The 18,821-nt window shown below is 70.8% G+C and carries 22 protein-coding genes and 1 pseudogene; 9 read left to right on the top strand and 14 right to left on the bottom strand.

Annotated elements, in window-relative coordinates:
* The first annotated feature begins 3 nt into the window (after positions 1-3).
* The gene (locus ABZ707_RS22625; RefSeq protein WP_360177806.1) at positions 4-480 is read left to right on the top strand and encodes a hypothetical protein; all 477 of its coding nucleotides are present in this window, start codon (positions 4-6) and stop codon (positions 478-480) included.
* Positions 481-505: 25 nt separating this feature from the next.
* Here the strand turns inward: ABZ707_RS22625 and ABZ707_RS22620 are convergent, their stop codons facing one another.
* Complete coding sequence (locus tag ABZ707_RS22620; protein WP_360177803.1) at positions 506-1,120, bottom strand: nucleoside triphosphate pyrophosphatase; 615 nt, start codon at positions 1,118-1,120, stop codon at positions 506-508.
* Positions 1,121-1,232: 112 nt separating this feature from the next.
* Positions 1,233-2,033 (bottom strand): glucose 1-dehydrogenase, encoded by an 801-nt coding sequence (locus tag ABZ707_RS22615; protein ID WP_360177800.1) that lies wholly within the window; start codon positions 2,031-2,033, stop codon positions 1,233-1,235.
* Between the two features lie 86 nt (positions 2,034-2,119).
* Between ABZ707_RS22615 and ABZ707_RS22610 the strand changes: the two genes are divergently transcribed.
* On the top strand, positions 2,120-2,971 hold the full coding sequence (locus tag ABZ707_RS22610; RefSeq protein WP_360177797.1) for a helix-turn-helix transcriptional regulator: 852 nt from the start codon (positions 2,120-2,122) through the stop codon (positions 2,969-2,971).
* A gap of 364 nt (positions 2,972-3,335) precedes the next feature.
* Here the strand turns inward: ABZ707_RS22610 and ABZ707_RS22605 are convergent, their stop codons facing one another.
* The 6 genes from ABZ707_RS22605 to ABZ707_RS22580 all read right to left on the bottom strand — a co-directional run bounded on the left by ABZ707_RS22605 (position 3,336) and on the right by ABZ707_RS22580 (position 8,744).
* A complete protein-coding gene (locus ABZ707_RS22605) occupies positions 3,336-3,881 on the bottom strand; it encodes a PH domain-containing protein (protein ID WP_360177794.1) in 546 nt (181 codons plus the stop codon).
* A gap of 226 nt (positions 3,882-4,107) precedes the next feature.
* On the bottom strand, positions 4,108-4,503 hold the full coding sequence (locus ABZ707_RS22600; RefSeq protein WP_360177791.1) for a cupin domain-containing protein: 396 nt from the start codon (positions 4,501-4,503) through the stop codon (positions 4,108-4,110).
* Positions 4,504-4,690: 187 nt separating this feature from the next.
* A complete protein-coding gene (locus tag ABZ707_RS22595; RefSeq protein ID WP_360177788.1) occupies positions 4,691-5,497 on the bottom strand; it encodes a catechol 1,2-dioxygenase in 807 nt (268 codons plus the stop codon).
* Between the two features lie 665 nt (positions 5,498-6,162).
* Entirely contained in the window at positions 6,163-6,552 is a 390-nt protein-coding gene (locus ABZ707_RS22590; RefSeq protein ID WP_360177785.1) for a PPOX class F420-dependent oxidoreductase, read from the bottom strand.
* 211 nt (positions 6,553-6,763) lie between these two features.
* A complete protein-coding gene (locus tag ABZ707_RS22585; RefSeq protein ID WP_360177782.1) occupies positions 6,764-7,321 on the bottom strand; it encodes a helix-turn-helix domain-containing protein in 558 nt (185 codons plus the stop codon).
* A 154-nt stretch (positions 7,322-7,475) separates the two neighbouring features.
* On the bottom strand, positions 7,476-8,744 hold the full coding sequence (locus tag ABZ707_RS22580; RefSeq protein WP_360177779.1) for an MFS transporter: 1,269 nt from the start codon (positions 8,742-8,744) through the stop codon (positions 7,476-7,478).
* Between the two features lie 178 nt (positions 8,745-8,922).
* Here ABZ707_RS22580 and ABZ707_RS22575 point away from each other — a divergent pair, with 178 nt between their 5' ends.
* The gene (locus ABZ707_RS22575) at positions 8,923-9,150 is read left to right on the top strand and encodes a hypothetical protein (protein WP_360177776.1); all 228 of its coding nucleotides are present in this window, start codon (positions 8,923-8,925) and stop codon (positions 9,148-9,150) included.
* A gap of 17 nt (positions 9,151-9,167) precedes the next feature.
* On the opposite strand, the gene ABZ707_RS22570 is transcribed toward ABZ707_RS22575, so the two are convergent.
* Positions 9,168-9,989 carry an SDR family NAD(P)-dependent oxidoreductase gene (locus tag ABZ707_RS22570; protein ID WP_360177773.1) on the bottom strand — a complete coding sequence of 274 codons (822 nt, stop codon included), beginning with the start codon at positions 9,987-9,989 and terminating at the stop codon, positions 9,168-9,170.
* Positions 9,990-10,104: 115 nt separating this feature from the next.
* On the opposite strand from ABZ707_RS22570, the gene ABZ707_RS22565 reads away from it, so the two are divergent.
* Complete coding sequence (locus ABZ707_RS22565) at positions 10,105-10,704, top strand: TetR/AcrR family transcriptional regulator (RefSeq protein ID WP_360177770.1); 600 nt, start codon at positions 10,105-10,107, stop codon at positions 10,702-10,704.
* Between the two features lie 141 nt (positions 10,705-10,845).
* Positions 10,846-11,784, top strand: a complete 939-nt coding sequence (locus tag ABZ707_RS22560; protein ID WP_360177767.1) for a LysR family transcriptional regulator — start codon at positions 10,846-10,848, stop codon at positions 11,782-11,784.
* On the opposite strand, the gene ABZ707_RS22555 is transcribed toward ABZ707_RS22560, so the two are convergent.
* Together ABZ707_RS22555 and ABZ707_RS22550 are read right to left on the bottom strand one after the other, a co-directional pair.
* Positions 11,785-11,994, bottom strand: a complete 210-nt coding sequence (locus ABZ707_RS22555; RefSeq protein ID WP_360177764.1) for a DUF397 domain-containing protein — start codon at positions 11,992-11,994, stop codon at positions 11,785-11,787.
* A 302-nt stretch (positions 11,995-12,296) separates the two neighbouring features.
* Positions 12,297-12,476, bottom strand: a pseudogene (locus ABZ707_RS22550) (DUF397 domain-containing protein); the annotation flags it as partial.
* Between the two features lie 356 nt (positions 12,477-12,832).
* Here ABZ707_RS22550 and ABZ707_RS22545 point away from each other — a divergent pair.
* Positions 12,833-13,120 carry an ATP-binding protein gene (locus ABZ707_RS22545; protein WP_360177761.1) on the top strand — a complete coding sequence of 96 codons (288 nt, stop codon included), beginning with the start codon at positions 12,833-12,835 and terminating at the stop codon, positions 13,118-13,120.
* Positions 13,121-13,257: 137 nt separating this feature from the next.
* Positions 13,258-13,707, top strand: coding sequence for a hypothetical protein (locus ABZ707_RS22540; RefSeq protein ID WP_360177758.1), 450 nt, complete (start codon positions 13,258-13,260; stop codon positions 13,705-13,707).
* An 84-nt stretch (positions 13,708-13,791) separates the two neighbouring features.
* On the opposite strand, the gene ABZ707_RS22535 is transcribed toward ABZ707_RS22540, so the two are convergent.
* From ABZ707_RS22535 to ABZ707_RS22525, 3 genes are all read right to left on the bottom strand, one after another.
* Positions 13,792-13,920, bottom strand: a complete 129-nt coding sequence (locus ABZ707_RS22535; RefSeq protein WP_319684586.1) for a hypothetical protein — start codon at positions 13,918-13,920, stop codon at positions 13,792-13,794.
* Between the two features lie 82 nt (positions 13,921-14,002).
* Entirely contained in the window at positions 14,003-14,209 is a 207-nt protein-coding gene (locus ABZ707_RS22530; protein ID WP_360177755.1) for an acyl-CoA carboxylase subunit epsilon, read from the bottom strand.
* Positions 14,210-14,386: 177 nt separating this feature from the next.
* The gene (locus ABZ707_RS22525) at positions 14,387-15,991 is read right to left on the bottom strand and encodes an acyl-CoA carboxylase subunit beta (RefSeq protein WP_360177752.1); all 1,605 of its coding nucleotides are present in this window, start codon (positions 15,989-15,991) and stop codon (positions 14,387-14,389) included.
* 358 nt (positions 15,992-16,349) lie between these two features.
* Here ABZ707_RS22525 and ABZ707_RS22520 point away from each other — a divergent pair, with 358 nt between their 5' ends.
* Both ABZ707_RS22520 and ABZ707_RS22515 read left to right on the top strand, forming a co-directional pair.
* On the top strand, positions 16,350-17,216 hold the full coding sequence (locus ABZ707_RS22520; protein ID WP_360177749.1) for a biotin--[acetyl-CoA-carboxylase] ligase: 867 nt from the start codon (positions 16,350-16,352) through the stop codon (positions 17,214-17,216).
* A gap of 213 nt (positions 17,217-17,429) precedes the next feature.
* Positions 17,430-18,581, top strand: coding sequence for an adenylate/guanylate cyclase domain-containing protein (locus ABZ707_RS22515; protein ID WP_360177746.1), 1,152 nt, complete (start codon positions 17,430-17,432; stop codon positions 18,579-18,581).
* The last annotated feature ends 240 nt before the right edge of the window (positions 18,582-18,821 follow it).

The raw sequence follows: 18,821 nt of genomic DNA, 5'->3' as shown, positions 1-18,821 counted from the left end.
AGGGTGGGGGTCGTGGGGCGCAGACCGGTGGCGTGGGTGGCCGCGATCATATTGCTGGCGGAGGCGCTCGGCGTCGTGTTTGTCAACGGCGTGCTGGCGACGGTCGTACGCAATCAGCAGATGTCCCTGGCGGGCCTCGACCCGGCCGCCATGTCGGCCGGCACCTGGGCGATGGGCGGCGTCCTCGGTCTGTATCTCGTCCTGTGCGCGGCACTTCTGGTGCGTACGGCCGTCAAGGACCTGGCGCCGAGCCGCCTCGGCCGGGTCGTGCTGATCGCCTGCGCGGTCGTGCACGGGGTGCTGGGCGCGGTGACGGTGGGTCTGGTGGGCTGGACGGCCTTCGCTTTCATGATGGTCGTACTGGCGCTGATCGTCCTGGTACTGGTGGCATACGGTCAGGAGCGGGGGCCCGGGCACCGGGACGAAGGGCCCGCGGCCCCGCCCGCGAGCGGTCCGGCCGAGGGCCCGGCCCCGGCCTGATCCCGCTCCGGTCGCCTGCGGTCGCTCAGACCCACAGATCGGTGATCGTGATCCCGAGCCCGGCGAGCAGCCGGCGCAGCAGCGGCAGGGACAGCCCGATCACATTGCCGTGGTCGCCCTCGATCGAGTCGACGAACGGCGCGGAGCGGCCGTCCAGGGTGAAGGCGCCCGCCACATGGAGGGGCTCGCCGGACGCGACGTACGTGGCGATCTCGGCGTCCGAGGGGCTGCCGAAATTGACGGTGGTCGACGCGGTTTCGGAGCCGCGGCGGCCGGTCGCGGTGTCGATCACACAGTGGCCCGTGCGCAGCACGCCCGACCGGCCGCGCATCGACTTCCAGCGGGCGGTGGCCTCTTCGACGTCGGCCGGTTTGCCGAGCGCCTCGCCGTCGAGTTCGAGGACGGAGTCGCAGCCGATGACCAGGGCGCCGGCCGTCTCGGGACGGGCGGCCACGGCGGTGGCCTTGGCCTCGGCGAGCACGAGCGCCAGCTCGGACGGCGTCGGCGCGGACAGCGCGTCCTCGTCGACACCGCTGACGATCACCTCGGGCGCGAGTCCGGCCTGGCGGAGCAGTCCGAGACGGGCGGGTGAGGCGGAGGCGAGGACGAGCCGGCGGCGCTGATCGGTCATGCGGGCCATCGTAGGGCGGGAGGGGCGGGCACCTCCGGGCAGGTGCCGCGCACCGGGACCGGCCGGGCGTCCGGACTCGGTTGCCTTCCGGCTTCCGGCGACGACGCGGCGGTCTCCCGGCTCAGGCCCGCGCGCCGCCGTCGACCCGGAGGACCGTGCCGGTCACATACGAGGAGCGGTCGCTGAGCAGCCACGCGGCGGCCTGCGCGATCTCGTCGGGGTCGGCGGCGCGGCGCAGCGGCGTATGCGCGTTGAGCCGATCGAGGAGTCCGGGCGAATGCGCCTCCCAGGAATGGATCATCTCGGTCAGTGTGCTGCCGGGCGCGATCGCGTTGACGCGGATGCCCTCCGGGCCGTAGGTGAGGGCGGCCGACTCGGTGAGGCTGTTGACCGCCCGCTTCATCGCACCGTAGGCGGGCAGTTCGGGGTTGCCCATCAGGCTGCCGACGCTGGAGTTGTTGACGATGGCTCCCGTCCCCGCGGTGGCCCGGATGGCGGCGACCTCGGCGACCATGGCCAGCCACGGGCCCCTGAGGTTGACGGCGTAGATGTGGTCGAAGTCGGCCTCCCGCACCTGGTCCATCGGGCCGGGCGGCACGATCGTCGCGCCGTTGTTGAAGGCGATGTCGAGCCGGCCGTACAGATCCACGGCGCGGTCCACTGCGGCCCGCACACTGGCCGCGTCGGCCAGATCGCACAGCACGTAGTCCGCGGTGCCGCCGGCCGCCCGGATCTCCTCGGTCACCGCCTTGAGCTGGTCCTCCGTACGGGCCGCGAGCAGCACCCGGGCCCCCTCCCGGGCGAACAGCCGCGCGGCGGCGGCGCCGATGCCCCGGCCGGCGCCGGTGATGAAGGCGGCCTTGCCGTCCAGCAGGCCCAGGGCGGTGGAGGTGGTTCCTTCGGCGGTTGGTGTGTTGTCCATGGCAGCGAGCCTGCGCCGGGCCAGGGAGGCTATCCAGGCACCGGCGGTACCTGGATGGTTCCGCGCCGCCCGCGCACACTGGGGCTGTGGACAGACGAGAACTGGCGGCCTTCCTGCGCAGCAGGCGCGAGCGGATCAGCCCCGCGGAGGCGGGCCTGCCCGCCGGGCCGCGCCGCCGCACGCCGGGGCTGCGCCGCGAGGAGACGGCGCAGCTCGCGTTCATCTCGACCGAGTACTACACGCGGCTGGAGCAGGCCCGCGCGCCGCGCCCGTCGCGCGAGGTGCTGGCCGGGCTGGCCCGGGCGCTGCGTCTGTCGGACGCCGAGCGCGACCATCTCCACCACCTCGCCGGAGCGCCGCCCGCCCCGGCGGCCGGACCCTCCCGTGAGGTACGCCAGAGCATCCTCGACCTGCTGAGCAGGCTGCCGCAGGCCGCCGCGATGGTGATATCCGCGACGTACGAGGTGATCGCCTGGAACGATCTCGCGGCCGCCCTCATGGAGGACTTCTCCGCGCTGCCGCCGCGCGACCGCAACCTGGTGCGCCGCGTCTTCCTCGGGCCGTATCCGCAGGGGCGGCGGCTGTACGGGGTGTCCGACGCGGGCGCGTTCGCCCGCACCTCGGCCCGGCACCTGCGCGCCACCGCCGCCCGTTACCCCGACGATCCCGGGGTGGCCCGGCTGGTGAGCGAACTCCTCGCCGGAAGCGCGGAGTTCGCCCGGCTGTGGGCCTCTCACGACGTGTGCGACGCGCCCTCACTGCGCAAGACGTTCCAGCATCCGCTGGTCGGTCCGGTCACCGTCAACTGTGATGTCCTCGACATCACCGACCGGGACCAGCGGGTCGTGATCTACACCGCCGCTCCCGGCTCACCGTCCGAGGAGGCACTGCGGCTGCTGGCGGTCATCGGCACGCAGCGCATGGACGTGACGGGCTGAGCGACGCGGCACCGTGCCGGCCGACGCGGTCGGGTGCGGCTGTGCGCGCCGCTCTGGTCTGACCGATCGAGGACGGCGGCGAGGCCGTAGGGGGCGGCGATCTCGGCCGACGAGTGGGGTCCGAAGACCCACTACCAAGGTGGGAAGCGCGCCCGTCGGCCCGCACATTCCCCAGAGGAGAACACCCCTGGTGCTACCCACCGATCCGCCCGTGCATACAGACGCCACTGAGTGAGAGGGGCAGGGCTGTGTATTGCGCCTCTCACTGAGCCGAGTGGCCTATCCGCACATTGGCGCGTGTCATGGCGTTGGTGGTCGACCGGAGGCCCCGACCGCTAGAGGTCAGGGCCTCGGGCACGTCCGTTCAGATGCTGTTGATGATCGCCGTACGGCGATCTTGGTACTCCGCGTCCGTGATCGCGCCGGCCCCCCGGAGCTGGTCCAGCGTTGCCAGGCGCTGCGCTACGTCCTGCTGCTGCGGTACCGGCGCAGCAGCAGGAGCGGTCGGAGATCCCGGGGTGGATCCTGTGGCGATGTGCATCCGGAGCTTGTCCGCGAAGTCCTTCCCGACCTGCTTCGGGACCTGCTTGATCTCCGCCTTGTTGCCCGACGCGAAAACGATCAAAGTCCCGGCGAGCAGGCCGCTGGCCCACTGCACCGAGCTGATCTTGCCGTACGGGAAGTCCTCCACTTGCTGACCGGTAATCCCGTGCTTCAGGAAGATCAACCGCAGGTTGGTCATCGCCAGCAGCCCGTTGCCCTTCACGTAAACCCCGGTCGCGAGCATCTCCACCGTCTCGCCCTCCCACAACACCTCCGGCAGGCGCTTGATCTCGCGCCCTGCCCCCAGGGTGCTGCCCAGTTTCGCGGCCGCAGCGTCGATGTCCGGACGCACATTGAATGTCGGCATAGTCCCCTCCCCAATCCGTGCCCGGATCGTATCGAGAGGTCCAGGTCGGTACCGGCCGATGCCGGCAATCCCACAAGCAGGCCCGGTCGTTCCGTGCTCCGGCGCCGGCCCTTCGCACGTCCGGAGATGACTGGTGGCCCAGGGTCGGCCGCGGTTTCCTGGCGGGAGCCTGTGCCGGCCGCGACGGCCTTTGTGCCGGACGACGGGAAAACCGTCGCTGCGGGATCTACCGGGGGTACTCGCCCTCGGTGAGGTGGCGACCCCAGGTGGTGTGATGGCCGGTCTCGTCGGCCGCCTGGTAGGCGATCTGGGCGTGGAAGCACCCGGGGGTGGCGCCGTGCCAGTGATTCTCACCCGGCTCGATGTAGACGCGGTCGCCCGGCCGGATTTCCTCGACCGGTCCTCCCTCGCGCTGGACGAGGCCGACTCCCTCGGTGGCAAAAATCGTCTGCCCGAGAGGGTGGCTGTGCCATGCCGTGCGCGCTCCGGGCGTGAACTGGACGACTCCACCCATGATCCGGGAGGGAGGCAGCGGCTTGCTGATCACGTCGATGTAGACGTCCCCGGTGAACCCTTCGGCGGGGCCGGCCATCGTTTCGAGTCCGTTCCTTATGATGTTCATCTTTGTTCTCCTGTGGTGGTGTGTGTCCTTGAAGCGAGAGCGGAGTGTCGTCTGCGACACCTCTCGCTCCTGTTCGGCCGGGTTGAAGCGACACGATGGTGAAAGGGCGACGGACCGAGGACGTTCGTGAGCGCTCTTCGGCCTGCGACGGTTCCGGCCTTCGGCTGCCACGTCTTGTGACGCCTCATCAGGCCGTTGGCCGAAGGTGGAAGGTGTATTCGGACGAGCTGAACGGGGTGTTGAGCGAGTACAGCGCTGCCACGTCCCTGTCCTCGTTCTGGGTCACGTCGATCTTCAGGTTTTCCTTGACGGCCCCCGATACGTCGCCGTCGCCCTCAAGCCAGTCCCCGCCGCGGAAGTACAACTGAGTCGTCACCAGGTCGTAGCCCTCGGCCGAGACCTTGAGGTGGAAGTGGGCGGGCCTCCACGCGTGGCGGCCGATCATGGTCAGGAAGCGCCCGGTGGGGCCGCTCGTGGGAATCTGGTACGGCTGGGGCCTGATCGTCCTGATCTGGAAGCGGCCCTCCTTGTCCGCGATCATCTTGCACCGGAGATTCAGCGGGGGAGCGTCGCCGACGAAGCTGGAGTAGGTGCCGTCGTTTCCGGCGTGCCACATGTCGATGAGGGCGCCGGGAAGAGGCTTGCCGTCAAGGTCCAGGACCTGGCCGCTGAGCACCATCGCGTCCCCCGGCTCGTTGTCGCGCATGGGCATGACGTACGGCTTCTCCGTCAGCAGGGGCGCGTCTTCGACGTAGTACGGGCCCTCGACTGTCCCCTGCGAGCCGGGCAGACCGTCGTACGTGGCCTGCTCGACGGTCGCCTCGAAGTGGTTGTCGATGAACATCGGCGCTTCGCGGGCGTCAACGAGGTCACGAATCCACAGGACCGCGGCCGAGTACTCGTCGTACTGGACCTTTTGCTTGAGCAGGACGTCGCGAATTGCCTTGAGAAGCTCGGTCGATACCTCGGCAACCCGCTCGTTGTATTCGGTCATTCCTCTGCCTTCATCTCCTTGTGGATGCTGTGTGCCGGCTTTGGTGGTGATCCGGGTGACTTCCAGGGACCCCACCGGCCCGCTGCGTACGGCGCGTGCCACCCGCGGCTTCCGGGCGGCCGGATCGCTTACTGCGGCAGGGGTGGCGCGAACCCCGCCGCGCGCATGGTCGCCGTGTCGTGCGCCTGGCGAATGAAGGTGTTCCGTTCCGCAGGCATTGCGGGGGCTGATCCCCTGGACCGCACAAGCAACGTACATACCAATCGTTCAGTATGTCAATGCCGTACTGAACGATTGGTATGTCGATATCCGTGACGTCTCACGGGCAGCGCGACATGGTGGCGGATGTCCTCGATGTGGGGCGGAAGCCCCGCGCGCCGGGGCTCGGTCGGGATCGCCTTTTCCGGCGCCGGCCGCGCGCGGAGCCACCGTCCAAGGGCGCCCGGGGCGGACGGCCCTGCCGAGGCGGAAGGCGGAAGGCGGAGACGGTCAGGGCTGGGGCAGGGCCATGCTTCGCGGGTGAAGTGGACACCCCAAGGCATCGGCGCCGGGTTGGCGCCGAGCCCGAAGAAGCCCGGCGCGGCGATCGGAAATGCCGGTGGGCACGCCCTGGTCGGCCAGGAGGGTGCCGCCGGCCGGGCCCCCGACCGGCGTGCCGGAGCCCTTCAGGCGAGGGTGATCCGGATGCCGACGGCCCCCTCGCTGCCGCGCCGCAGCCGGCTGCCGAGCAGGGTGAGCCGGCCGGTGACGCCGTACTTGCGGCCCACAAGACCGCGATAGCGCTTGGTCCCTTGGGCGTCGAGGATCACGGCCCGGCCCGGGACCTGCTCGCCCGAGGGATTGCCGCGTACGTCGCACTCGCCGACCAGAACGTCGGATCGGGCACGGATCCGCTTGGCTTTGCCGGAGTCGGCGACCGTCCAGATGCCGAGGGCGTCGCCGTCGCGGACCACCCACACGGGGGTCGGCACTTCCCTGCCGTCCCGGCGGAAGGTGGTGACCAGCAGGTACTTGCCCGCCGCGAGCCGTTCGAGGGTCGCTGGACCGGTGGTCATGACGCCACGTCCCGCCGTGAGAGGGGCGTGCCGGGGGTGATTGTCGGGGTGTGTTCGGGAGTTGTTCTGTTCGCCGTGGCCCCAGGGCGTGTCGCGAGGCTTTCGCGACAGGCCAGAGGGATGTCCGGGAAGCCGGGCGAGGCGGATGCGTACCGGTCGTTGAGCACCCATTCAACATACCAGTCGTTCAGTAGGCTCGCCAGGGTGATGCCTAGGACTCGCCGCCCGCGTCCAGGGCGGCCATGGCGGCCTCCAGCAGGTCCAGCCGCGTGTGATCGGTCAGCTTGCCGTGGCCTGCCACGAGCGCGGCCATGGTGCCTTCCTTGACCGCGGCGACGGCCATGCGGGCGCGGATGAGACGGATGGGTGAGGGGTGCGGGCCGGCGACGGCCATGATGATCAGTTCTGTCTTCCCGGCGAAGTCGTGACGCTGGGAGTGCTCCTGCAGGACGGAGACGTCCCCGGACTGCAGCGCCATATAGGCGGCCGGGTGCTGGGCCTGGAGGTCGATCAGCGCGCCGAGCAGCTCCCGTGGCGTCCGGTCGGCAGCCCCCTCGGCGATGACCGCGATCTCGGCGGCCGGCTCCGCGACCAGGGCGGAGAGGATCGCCTCCTTGGACTTGAAGTGGTAGTACAGTGCGCCCTTGGTGACGCCCAGGGCCTCGGCCAGGTCGGCGATCGAGGTGACGGTGTAGCCCTTGGTGCCGAACAGCTTTCGTGCTTCGTCGAGAATGTCCGCCCGCATGTCGCGACGCTGGTGAGGAGTCATGGAAACCAGCGTACTAAGCGTTCAGTACGGCATCGACATGCTGAACGACTACGCGCTTGCGATGACCGGGCACTGGATGGAGTCGGGCGTTCCGGCAACGCGGCGAGGTGCCGCAGCCGTCGTCGCGAGCCCGCCGGGGATTACGGGGCAGCCCTTAGGCGCGGCTCGGTGCCGGTTCCGGCTCGGGGAGCCGGGCCGCCGCGCGACGGGGGAGCAGCAGCGGGGTCGCCAGGATGAGCACGCCGGCCAGGCCGATGGCCGTACGCGGGCCGAGCAGCCCGCCCAGTACGCCCCAGGCGGCCGTCAGAAGCGCGGTCGAGGCCCTGGTTGTCACCGCCCAGGCGGACAGCGTGCGGGTGACCCGATCGGTCGCGGTGCGCTCCAGGCGGTAGGTGGCGTAGACGGGGTTGAAGACCCCGCAGCAGAGGATGAGCCCGAACTCGACGCCCATCACCAGCACCAGCCCTCCGGTGCCCGGCCCCAGGAAGGCCAGGCCGACGGGCCAGAGGGCGCGCAGCGTCCCGGACACGACCAGGACCCGGTGCTGTCCGAAGCGGGTGACGAGCGGCCGGGCCAGCCGGGAGCCGAGCAGCCCGCCGATCGAGGGCGCGGCGAAGGCGAGGCCGTACTGCCAGGGTGCGAAGCCGAGTGGGCCGAGCATCAGGACGGCCAGCAGCGGCGAGGCGGCCATCACCAGGCCGTTGAACAGGGCGGTGTTGAAGAACAGCGGACGCAGTGCCGCGTCGGCGAGGATGTACCGCCAGCCGTCGAGCAGGTCCCCGGCCCGTAGGCGCGTGGCCTTCCGGCGTGCGGGCAGCGGCTCGGGTCCGCCCGTCGCGCGGATGCCCAGGGCCGAGAGCAGGTAGCTGACCGCGTCGGCCACCACCGTCGCCACCGGACCGAGGAGCCCGATCGCCGCGCCGCCCAGCGGCGGTCCGACGATCGTGGCCGTCCAGGTCGTGGACTCGAAGCGGGCGTTGGCGACGAGCAGGTCCTCGGCCGGCAGCAGCGTCTTCAGATACGCGCCGGAGGCGGCGCGGAAGGTGATGTCGGCCGCCGCGACGACGACGGAGACCAGCAGGAGCTGAAGGAAGGTCAGCACGCCGAGCGCGTACGCGGCGGGGATCGTCAGCAGCGCCGCGAACCGCACCAGGTCCGTCGCGATCAGCACCGGCCGTTTGAGCCGGAACTCCACCCACGGGCCGAGCGGCACCGCCACGGCCGCGCCCACCGCCGCCCCCACGGAGGAGAGCGCGGCGACCTCGGCCGGTCCGGCGTGCAGCACCTGGATGGCGATCAGCGGGAAGGCGCCGAAGGCGAGCCATGTGCCGAGCGCGCTGGTCCCATACGCTCCCCAGAGCCACCCGAACCGCCACCCCAGCCGGTGCCCGAGCAGATGTCCCAGCCGGTGCCCGTTCCTCATGCCCGATGCCCTCCACCCGCCCGCACAACCGATTCGCGACCGGACGTATCAAAGCGAGCGGCACACCCAGGGATCAAACAACCGCAGGGCCGCCCAGCCACAACCAATGGTTGTGTCCCTCATCCTCCGCGCCCCCAACTCTTGCTGTGCAGAGGAGTCGATCAGCCTTTTAGCAGCCATGGCCTCGGAACTGCTCGCGGCCGGGCTGCTTGAGGCGCCCGGCGGGTCGGTCGTCCGCCTGACGGAGCGTGGCTGGGCCCTACAGGAGGAGACCGGCGGATACGGCGCTGCGATCGCCGCCCGGGTCTACGCCGGATTCACCCCCGAGGGACTGGCCACGGCCGGGCGCGTCCTGTCGGTCGCCACCGCCCGCGCCAACGCCGAACTAGCCGGCGAGCAGGGCTGAGCGCTGTCCGGACCCGGTCAGCCCGGGGCGATACGGCTGAGGTGCTCCCAGGACCGGTACAGATCCGCTTGGGCCCGGTCCATCTTCATGACGTGATCGAAGGACCGGCTGCCGACGATCAGCCGCCGGGGCGGGGACGGCAGTGCGGCCAGCTCCATGATGACCGGGGCGGCGGTGCCCGGCTCCGGGGCCACGGCGTCGCCCCACATCGCCTCCATCTCGGCACGCAGGGGCTCATACAGCGCCAGGGGTTCGGTGTGCGTGGTGCCGGCCGTGAACAGGCCGGTGTTGTAGCCGCCCATCTGCACGATGGTGACCTGGACGCCGAACCCTTCGACCTCCATCGCCAGTGCCTCGCTGACCGAGTCCAGCGCGGCCTTGCCCGCGCCGTAGAAGCCGACGGTGGCCATGCCGCCGCCGCTGCCCATCGAGGTGACCTGGAGGAGCCGTCCCCCGCCCTGGGCGCGCAAGTACGGAAGGACCGCCTGAGCGACCCACACGGCGCCGAAGAAGTTCACCTCCATATGTGCCCGGATCTGCTCCTCCGTGGCTTCCTCCACCATGCCGTAGAGCATTCCGCCGGCGTTGTTGACGACGACGTCCAGCCCGCCGAACGCGGCTGCCGCCCGCTCCACCCCGTCGAACACGGCCCGGCGGTCGGTGACATCCAACGCGAGCGGGACCAGGTGGCCGGGATACTCCTCGGCCAGTTCCGCCAGGGGCGCGACGTCGCGGGCAGCGGCCACTACGCGATCGCCGCCCGCCAGGGCGGCCTCGGCGAACGCCCTGCCCAGGCCGCGGGATGCGCCGGTGATGAGCCACACTCGTGTGTTCGTCATGATGTCTCACTCTCAGTAAACGAAACGGCTCGTATCGGTTCGCTGTGAGTCTAGGGAGTCGCTCCCGGTTTTCCAATACGGTTCGTCTCGTTTCGTTTTGGAGTAGTCTGCACGCATGTCCAACGAGAGGGGGCCGGACCACTCCCGGCGCAAGGAACGGTCCCGGCAGGCGATCCTCGCGGCCACCCGCGCCCTGGTCGCGGAAGCGGCGTACGAGAGCGTCACGGTCGAAGCCATCGCTGCCCGTGCCGGCGTCGGCAAGCAGACGATCTATCGGCGCTGGCCGTCGAAGAGCGCGGTCGTTTTCGCCGCCCTGCTGGCACTGAGCGAGGACGCGGACGGGCAGTCGGTCGCGTTGCCCGACACGGGTGACCTCGCGGCCGACCTCAAGCTCGTCATGCGTGCCACGGCGGAGGAATTCGCCGATCCGGCCTTCGACCGGCTGATTCGGGCCCTCAATACGGAGATCGCCAACGATGCCGCGCTGGCGGCCGAGTACCGGGAGAAGCTGGCCCAGCCCCTGGAAGAGGCGAAGAGGGCACGCTTGCGCAGCGCCCAGGAGGCCGGCCAGCTCGATGCCAACGCCGACCTCGACCTTGCCCTCGAAGTGCTCTACGCCCCCCTCTTCCAGCGGTGGCTGCACCGCAGCGGTCCGCTGACCGCCGCGTACGCCGACTCCCTGGTCGACGCGACCCTCCGAGCTTTCGGCCCCTGACAGGCGCTTTCGGCCCTGAACGGGAACTCTCGGCCCCTGAACGGGAGTGGGGCCACACCGGCGGCGGCCCGCGACGTACTCTCCGTCCCCTTGCTCCCCGAGGGCCGTCTCTGACCCAGGACAGGGCCTTAGGGTGTCGGCGTGGACCTCGACACCGTCCGGACCTTTGTCGCCGCCGCCGACGCGGGGCAGTTCCAGGAGGCCGCCGTCGAGCTGACCGTCACCCAGCAGGCCGTCTCCAAACGCATCGCCGCGCTGGAGCGCGACCTCGGCGTACGGCTGTTCACCCGCACCGCGCGCGGCGCCGAACTCACCATCGACGGGCAGGCGTTCCTGCCCCACGCGCGCGAGCTGCTGCGCGTCGCCGAGCGCGCGGTCGCGTCCGTACGCACCGGCCGCCGTCCGCTGCGCGTCGATGTGATCGCCTCGCGCGGCGCGGCGTCCGCGCTGATGCGCGGCTTCCACCGCGCGTACCCGGAGATCGAGCTCGACGTGGTGTGGCTGTTCGACATCGAGAAGGCCGTCGCCGCCATCCGGTCCGGAGCGATCGACGCGTCCTTCCGGGCCGTCGGCGCGCCCGGCCGGCCCCTCCCCGAGGAGATCGAGTCCGTCCGGGTGGTCGACGAACCGCTCCAGCTCCTCACCGGCCCCGGCCACGCGCTGGCGGGCGCCCGGTCGGTGACCGTCGCCCAGCTCGCCGGACACCGGATCTGGATGCCCGGCATCGTGCCCGGCACCGAGTGGGCCGCCTACTACGACGATCTCGTCGCCGAGTTCGGCCTGACCATCGAGGCGACCGGCCCCAACTTCGGCTCCGACGCGCTCCTCGACACCGTCGCCGACACCCCGGCCCTGGCCACCTTCATGGGCGAGCGGACCCGCCTGGTCTGGCCAGACGGCCACGGCCTGCGCCGTATCCCGGTGACCGGCCCGACGCCCGTCTACCCGCACTCGCTCCTCTGGCACCGCGACAACCCGCACCCGGCGCTGGCCACCCTCCGCGCCCACCTCGCCGCCACAGCGGCAGGCCACGATGCCGCCGGGACCTGGACACCGGGCTGGGTGAGCCCGCGTGGGTAATCAGATCAGGTGGTCGTACTCGCCGGCCTTGACGCCTTGGATGAAGACGGCAAGCTGCTCAGGGGTCACTCGGATCACGGCGTCGGGAGCCTGGCTCTCACGCATCAGGATGACGTCATCCTGCGACAAGGTCTCAACGCAGTTGTTGCCGCCTCCGCCGCAGAACGAAGATCGCTGCCACTCTTTTTCCGGCATTTCATGGCCTTTCACGGCTTGTACGCGATTTCCCTGATGAGATCCTGCGACTCCACGACATCCAGGCTGCGGGATTCCCTCTCGCACAGTAGATCCCGGTAGGCGTGCCATCGGCCGTAGCCGTGGGGCCCCACGTTGTGAAGCAGCGTTTTGTCGCCGTCGCGCAGGAGGACGTGCGTGTCGATTACGGGTGTGGCTGGCTTTGCGCTCATGGTCACTGGTCGGTCGTTGGGGTCTTTGTGGCGTCCGAGGCTACCGAGGGTGGCGCAACGGCGTAGGCGAAGAATGGCCGCGCGGGGCTGATCGGTGGCGGTGGCTCAGGCGAGGGTCCTGCCGTCCTTGACGGCGGAGATGAACGATGACCAGCCGTCTGCCGAGAAGACCAGCACTGGGCCGTGCGGGTTCTTGGAGTCGCGTACCGGGACGGTGGTGTGTCCGTCGGCCACTTCGAGGCATTCGCCGTTGCACGGTCCGCTGTAGCTGGACTTACGCCACCCGGCCCCCGCGACCGCGCGACCGGTCCGGGGGCGTGGCCAACGCTTCCAAGGAGCGTCGACGTGCCGCATTTTATTTGCCGTCTCTTCGAGTCCTGGTCGCAACGCTTACTTCTGTCCGGAAGTAAGCCGCCTCGGCCTCCCGTTCGTTCGGGTTCCGTCTGCGCGCCGCCGCGACGGCTGCTCGTCTCCCGCTCCGTGGTGTTCGTCGTCCAGGGGCGGTTCGCCACGCAGGCCGAGGTGGCCCGCTGGGAGCGGGCCCAGCAGCGGCTGCGGCGCCAACGCCGCCGGGCCGTATGGCTGGCGTCGCACGGGATCGATGTCGGACCGGACGTCATCCATGGCGTGGAGGTGGCCCGGTGCTCGACCGTGACGACCGTCTCGTGGTGCTGCGCTGGACACGCCATCCGCGCTGCGTCGGACTGGCCCGCGCGGAGCTGCGCAAGACGCTCGCGGGGTGGGGACACGCGGAGCTGGAGGACACGGCCGTTCTGATCCTCTCCGAGCTGCTGACCAATGCCGTACGGCACGCCCACATCCCCGGGCGCGAGATTGAGACCCGCTTCTGCCTCATCGCGGACGGCGTCCGTATCGAAGTGGACGACGCCTCCCCCGGGCCGGCCGCGGCAGCGCGAGCCCGACGCTGACGCGTGCGACGGACGCGGCCTGCTCCTGGTGGACGCGCTCTCGGACCGGTGGGGGGTCAGCGCGCGGCCCGGCGTCGGAAAGCGGGTCTGGTCGGAACTGACCGGCACGCGAGCCGAGCGGGAGAGCGGGCCACGCCATGTCGGCTGAACGGCACCGGCTCGCCGTGCTCCTCGTCCCCGGAGACCGGGTGACCATCGACGGACACCGGCGCCAGATCAAGGCCACCCGGCTGGACCGCTGCGCCACCGGCGGCTCCGTCACCGTGCTCACCTTCCAGCACGGGCCCCCGCTGCGGCTGCCCGCCGCCGCGCTGGTGCAGGTGGTCGCACCGGTCTCCGCGTCGGCGGTGCGGTTCGGTGACTGGTCGCTGTGCGAGGACGCGTCCGGCGGGCCGCCCACACGCGAGGTCATGTGTACGACCTGTCACGAGCGTTATGAGGCGGGCGACGACCCCGCCGCGCTGACCACGTGGTGCGTCCCGCACGCGGGTCGTACGGGGCACACCGGCTTCCGCACGGTCGTGACCGGTTTCCTGCGGGCGGTGGTGCGTCCCGGGACCGGTTCGACGAGCCACAAGGACGGCTGAAGGGCGGGTCCCCGCTGTCCGCCGTACGCACCGGATCCGGCGGACAGCGGGGGCTTCGCGGAGAATGCGCGCCGGCCGGGGCGCTCAGCGGAGGCCGAGCACGATCATCGCCACCACCATCGCCAGCGCGAGCACGACTCCGGCGCGGCGCATCATCGACTGCGTCGCGCGCAGCTCCTCGGTCGGTTCGTTCTTGGGGTCGGACCACAGCATGAGTCCGAGCTTGCGTCCGAGGCGGCCGGAGCGCCTGAGTACGAGTACTCAGGGGGCCCCGCGTACTCGGGCGGCCCCGCGCTCAGCCGGGCCAGTAGGTGCGCGCCCACGCCCGGGGGCCCGGCCGGGGCGTCAGGTGCCGCGCGATCCGGGCGGGCGCCGACCATTCGGCGGGCGGCTCGGGCGCCCCCGGTGAGGAGTGCGCCATCGCCGCGGCGCGGATCTGGACCACCGCCAGAGCGGCGGCCAGCTCCTCCGGGGTCGGATTTCCTCGTACGACCTTGATCATCGCCAGGTCCCTTTCTGAAGCTGGACACACGGGGGCTGGACACAGGGGGCTGGACATATGGGTGCTGGACCTATGGGGGCCGGACACACGGAGGCCGGACACACGGAGGCCGGACACACGGCGGCCGGACACACAGACCGTGGTGCGGAAGTCCCGCCCGGGCCCGCCGTCAGGCCGTCAGAGGGGGATGTTCCCGTGCTTCCTCGGCGGCAGGCTCTCCCGCTTCGTACGGAGCTGGCGCAGCCCCTTCACGATATGGGCCCGGGTCTCCGCCGGCCTGATGATGGCGTCGACATAGCCGCGCTCGGCCGCCACATACGGATTGAGCAGCGTGTCCTCGTACTCCTGGATCAGCTCGGCACGCAGCGTCTCCTGCGCCGCCTCGTCACCGGCCGCGGCGATCGTACGGCGGTGCAGGATGTTCACCGCGCCCTGCGCGCCCATCACGGCGATCTGCGCGGTCGGCCACGCCACATTGAGATCGGCGCCGAGATGCTTGGAGCCCATCACGTCGTACGCGCCGCCGAACGCCTTGCGCGTGATCACCGTGATCAGCGGGACGGTGGCCTCGGCGTACGCGTAGATCAGCTTCGCGCCGCGCCGGATGATGCCGCCGTACTCCTGGTCCAGGCCCGGCAGAAAGCCGGGGACATCCACGAAGGTCAGCACCGGGACATTGAACGCGTCGCAGGTCCGCACGAACCGCGCGGCCTTCTCCGAGGCGTTGATGTCCAGACAGCCGGCGAACTGCATCGGCTGGTTGGCGACCACACCGACCGGGAAGCCCTCCACACGGCCGAAGCCCGTGATGATGTTCGGCGCGAACAGCGACTGGGTCTCCAGGAACTCGCCGTCGTCCAGCACATGCTCGATGGCGGAGTGCATGTCGTACGGCTGGTTCGCGGAGTCCGGGATCAGCGCGTCCAGCTCGCGGTCCTCGTCCGTCGTCTCCAGCGCGGCCTCCTCGGGGAAGGCGGGCGGCTCGGAGAGATTGTTCGACGGCAGGTACGAGAGCAGAGACTTGACGTACTCGATGGCGTCCTTCTCGTCACCGGCCATGTGGTGCGCGACACCGGACGTCGTGTTGTGCGTACGGGCACCGCCCAGCTCCTCGAAGCCCACGTCCTCACCGGTCACCGTCTTGATGACGTCGGGACCCGTGATGAACATGTGCGAGGTCTGGTCGACCATCACCGTGAAATCGGTGATCGCGGGGGAGTAGACGGCGCCGCCCGCGCACGGGCCGACGATCAGGCTGATCTGCGGCACGACACCCGAGGCGTGCACATTGCGGCGGAAGATCTCGGCGAAGAGACCGAGCGCGACCACACCCTCCTGGATCCGGGCGCCGCCGCCGTCATTGATGCCGATGATCGGGCAGCCGGTCTTCAGCGCGAAGTCCATGACCTTCACGATCTTCTCGCCGTAGACCTCGCCGAGGGAACCGCCGAAGATCGTGAAGTCCTGCGAGTACACACAGACCGGGCGGCCGTCGACCGTGCCGTAACCGGTGACGACACCGTCTCCGTACGGGCGGTTCTTCTCGATGCCGAAATTCGTCGAGCGGTGCCTGGCGAATTCGTCCATCTCGACGAAGGACCCCTCGTCCAGCAGCAGGCCGATCCGCTCCCGGGCCGTCAGCTTGCCCTTGGCGTGCTGCTTCTCCACGGCGCGCGCGGACCCGGCGTGCGTGGCTTCCTCGATGCGGCGCTGATGGTCCGCGATCTTGCCCGCGGTGGTGTGGCTGGCTTCGGCGCCGTGGACGGTTTCCGGCTCGGACATCGGGATGCGGCTCCCTGCGGGTCACGGATGCGGTTGCGGTTGCGGGACGGCTGGTTGTCGGCTCGTAGGCTACTGATCCGTAGCGTATCGGCGCCCCTGCCGGTCGGCAGTGCGGTGTATGCCACACCTGGGGCCTCTCGTCCGGATCTTGCTGGGCTCGCGTGCCCCGGAGCCGCGCCTCGCCGCGTTGTTGTCGGTCTCCGACGCTCCGCGTCGGCTCCCTCCTCCGCCTTGCGATCCACGGCACCAGAGCCCGCTCCCTGGTCCAGCCAGATCCGGACGAAAGACCCTGGGGCCTCTCGTCCGGATCTTGCTGGGCTCGCGTGCCCCGGAGCCGGACCCCCCTAGGCTGGCGTGCATGACGGAGCCCCATGACCCGGCGAGCCGCTGGTCAGACCTTGAACGCCCCCCGCTGGACGTGCGCGCGCTGCGCCAGGGGCTGATCCGGCCGGGCGGCCTGTGGAACACGCTCGATGTGGTCGCCTCGACCGGATCCACCAATTCCGATCTGGCGGCGCGGGCCCGCGCCGGACTCGCGGAGGGCGCGGTACTGATCGCCGAGGAACAGACGGCGGGACGGGGACGGCTGGACCGGCGGTGGACCGCCCCCGCCCGCTCGGGCCTCTTCTTCTCCGTACTGCTGCGGCCCGGGCCCGCGGTGCCCGGCGCGCGCCTCGGCTGGCTGCCCCTGCTGACCGGAGTGGCCGTCGCGACCGGCCTCGCCAGGGCCGCCGGCGTGGACACGGCCCTCAAATGGCCCAACGACCTGCTGGTGACTGTGGACGGCGAGGAACGCAAGGCGGGCGGGATCCTCGCGGAGCGGGCCGGAGACGACGCGGTCGTGGTCGGCATCGGCCTCAACGTCTCGCTGCGGGCGGCGGAGCTGCCCGTCCCCACGGCGGGCTCACTGGCGCTGGCGAACGCGGTGTCCCTGGACCGCGACACCCTCCTGCGCGCCGTGCTGCGGTCGCTGGAACGGTGGTACGAGCAGTGGCGGGCGGCGGAGGGCGACCCGGCGCTGTCCGGGATCCAGGAGGCGTACGCGGCGGGCTGCGCGACCCTGGGCCGCACCGTACGGGCGGAGCTGCCCGGAGACCGCGAGCTGACGGGCGAGGCGGTGGCGATCGACGGGGACGGGCGGCTGGTCCTGGCGACGGCGGACGGCGCCCGCCGGCCGGTCGGAGCGGGCGACATCGTGCATGTGAGGGCCCTCGGCACGCCCTGATCCGGCGACGGCCGCGGCGCGCGGAACGGCCGCGGCGGCCTCCGGCGGGTTCCGCCCCGGCTCCGCCCGCCGCCTGGCGATTCGCGGCGCGGGCCCCCGTGGAGACCCTAGGCTGGTGAGGGGGACGTGAGCCAGGGCACACCTGCCGTATCGTTGAGGCGATCCACTACAGATCGGCAGGGCAGTGCGCAGGGAACGGGCAGGAGGCGGCTGGTGACCGTCGACGATTCGACTTCCGGCGAGGACGCGCAGCCGCCGGCGGACGCGCCCGCGTACCCGACCCCGCACCATGTCGTCGACTACTCGGTGGAGCCGACCGACGACCCGCTCGCCATCCGGCTCGAACAGCTCATCCTCGGCGCCGAGCGGCGCTACACCCCGTTTCAGGCGGCCCGCACCGCCGGTGTCTCGATGGACCTCGCCTCCCGCTTCTGGCGTGCCATGGGCTTCGCGGACATCGGCCAGGCGAAGGCCCTCACCGAGGCGGACGTCCTGGCGCTGCGGCGGCTGGCCGGTCTGGTGGAGGCCGGGCTGCTCAGCGAGCCGATGGCGGTCCAGGTCGCCCGGTCGACCGGACAGACCACGGCCCGGCTGGCGGAGTGGCAGATCGACTCGTTCCTGGAAGGGCTGACGGAGCCGCCGGAGCCGGGGATGACCCGTACCGAGGTCACCTACCCGCTGGTCGAGCTGCTCCTCCCCGAGCTGGAGGAGTTCCTCGTCTATGTCTGGCGGCGCCAGCTCGCCGCCGCCACCGGCCGGGTCGTCCAGGCCGCCGACGACGAGGAGATGGTCGACCGGCGCCTCGCGGTCGGCTTCGCCGACCTCGTCGGATTCACCCGGCTGACCCGGCGGCTGGAGGAGGAGGAGCTCGGCGAACTGGTCGAGGCGTTCGAGACGACCTCCGCCGACCTGGTCGCCGCGCACGGCGGCCGGCTCATCAAGACCCTCGGCGACGAGGTGCTCTACGCGGCGGACGACGCGGGCACGGCCGCGGAGATAGCGCTGCGCCTCATAGAGACGATGGCCCATGACGAGACGATGCCCGCGCTGCGCGTCGGCATCGCGTTCGGCACGGTCACCACGCGGATGGGCGATGTCTTCGGTACGACGGTGAACCTGGCGAGCCGGCTCACCTCGATAGCACCCAAGGACACCGTCCTCGTCGACGGCGCGTTCGCGGAGGAGCTGATCCGCACCGGCGAGGCCCCGGCCTCGGAGGCCCAGGCGGCGGAGACGGCCGCGAAGGCCGAGAAGGAGGGCGAGGCGCCGCCCTCGTACCGCTTCGCGCTCCAGCCGATGTGGCAGCGGCCGGTGCGCGGTCTCGGTGTCGTCGAGCCCTGGCTGCTCTCCCGGCGCGCGACATAGGGCATCGCTGAGACATAGGGCAACGCTGAGATGTGACGCCGCCCGCCTGCGGGGCGGGGCGCCTTCGGACCCGCGCGGCTAGTTCTTGCTGTCGTCGGATCCGTAGTAGTCCTGCTTGGCCTTGTCGGTGTCGGCGGTGTTGTCGTCGGATCCGTAGTAGTCCTGCTTGGCCTTGTCGGTGTCGGCGGTGTTGTCGTCGGATCCGTAGTAGTCCTGCTTGGCCTTGTCGGTGTCGTACGT

The sequence above is a fragment of the Streptomyces sp. NPDC006923 genome, assembly GCF_040635655.1.
Classification (GTDB): domain Bacteria; phylum Actinomycetota; class Actinomycetes; order Streptomycetales; family Streptomycetaceae; genus Streptomyces.
Note: the sequence above shows the minus strand (reverse complement) of the source record. Positions and strands in the feature narration are given on the sequence as shown.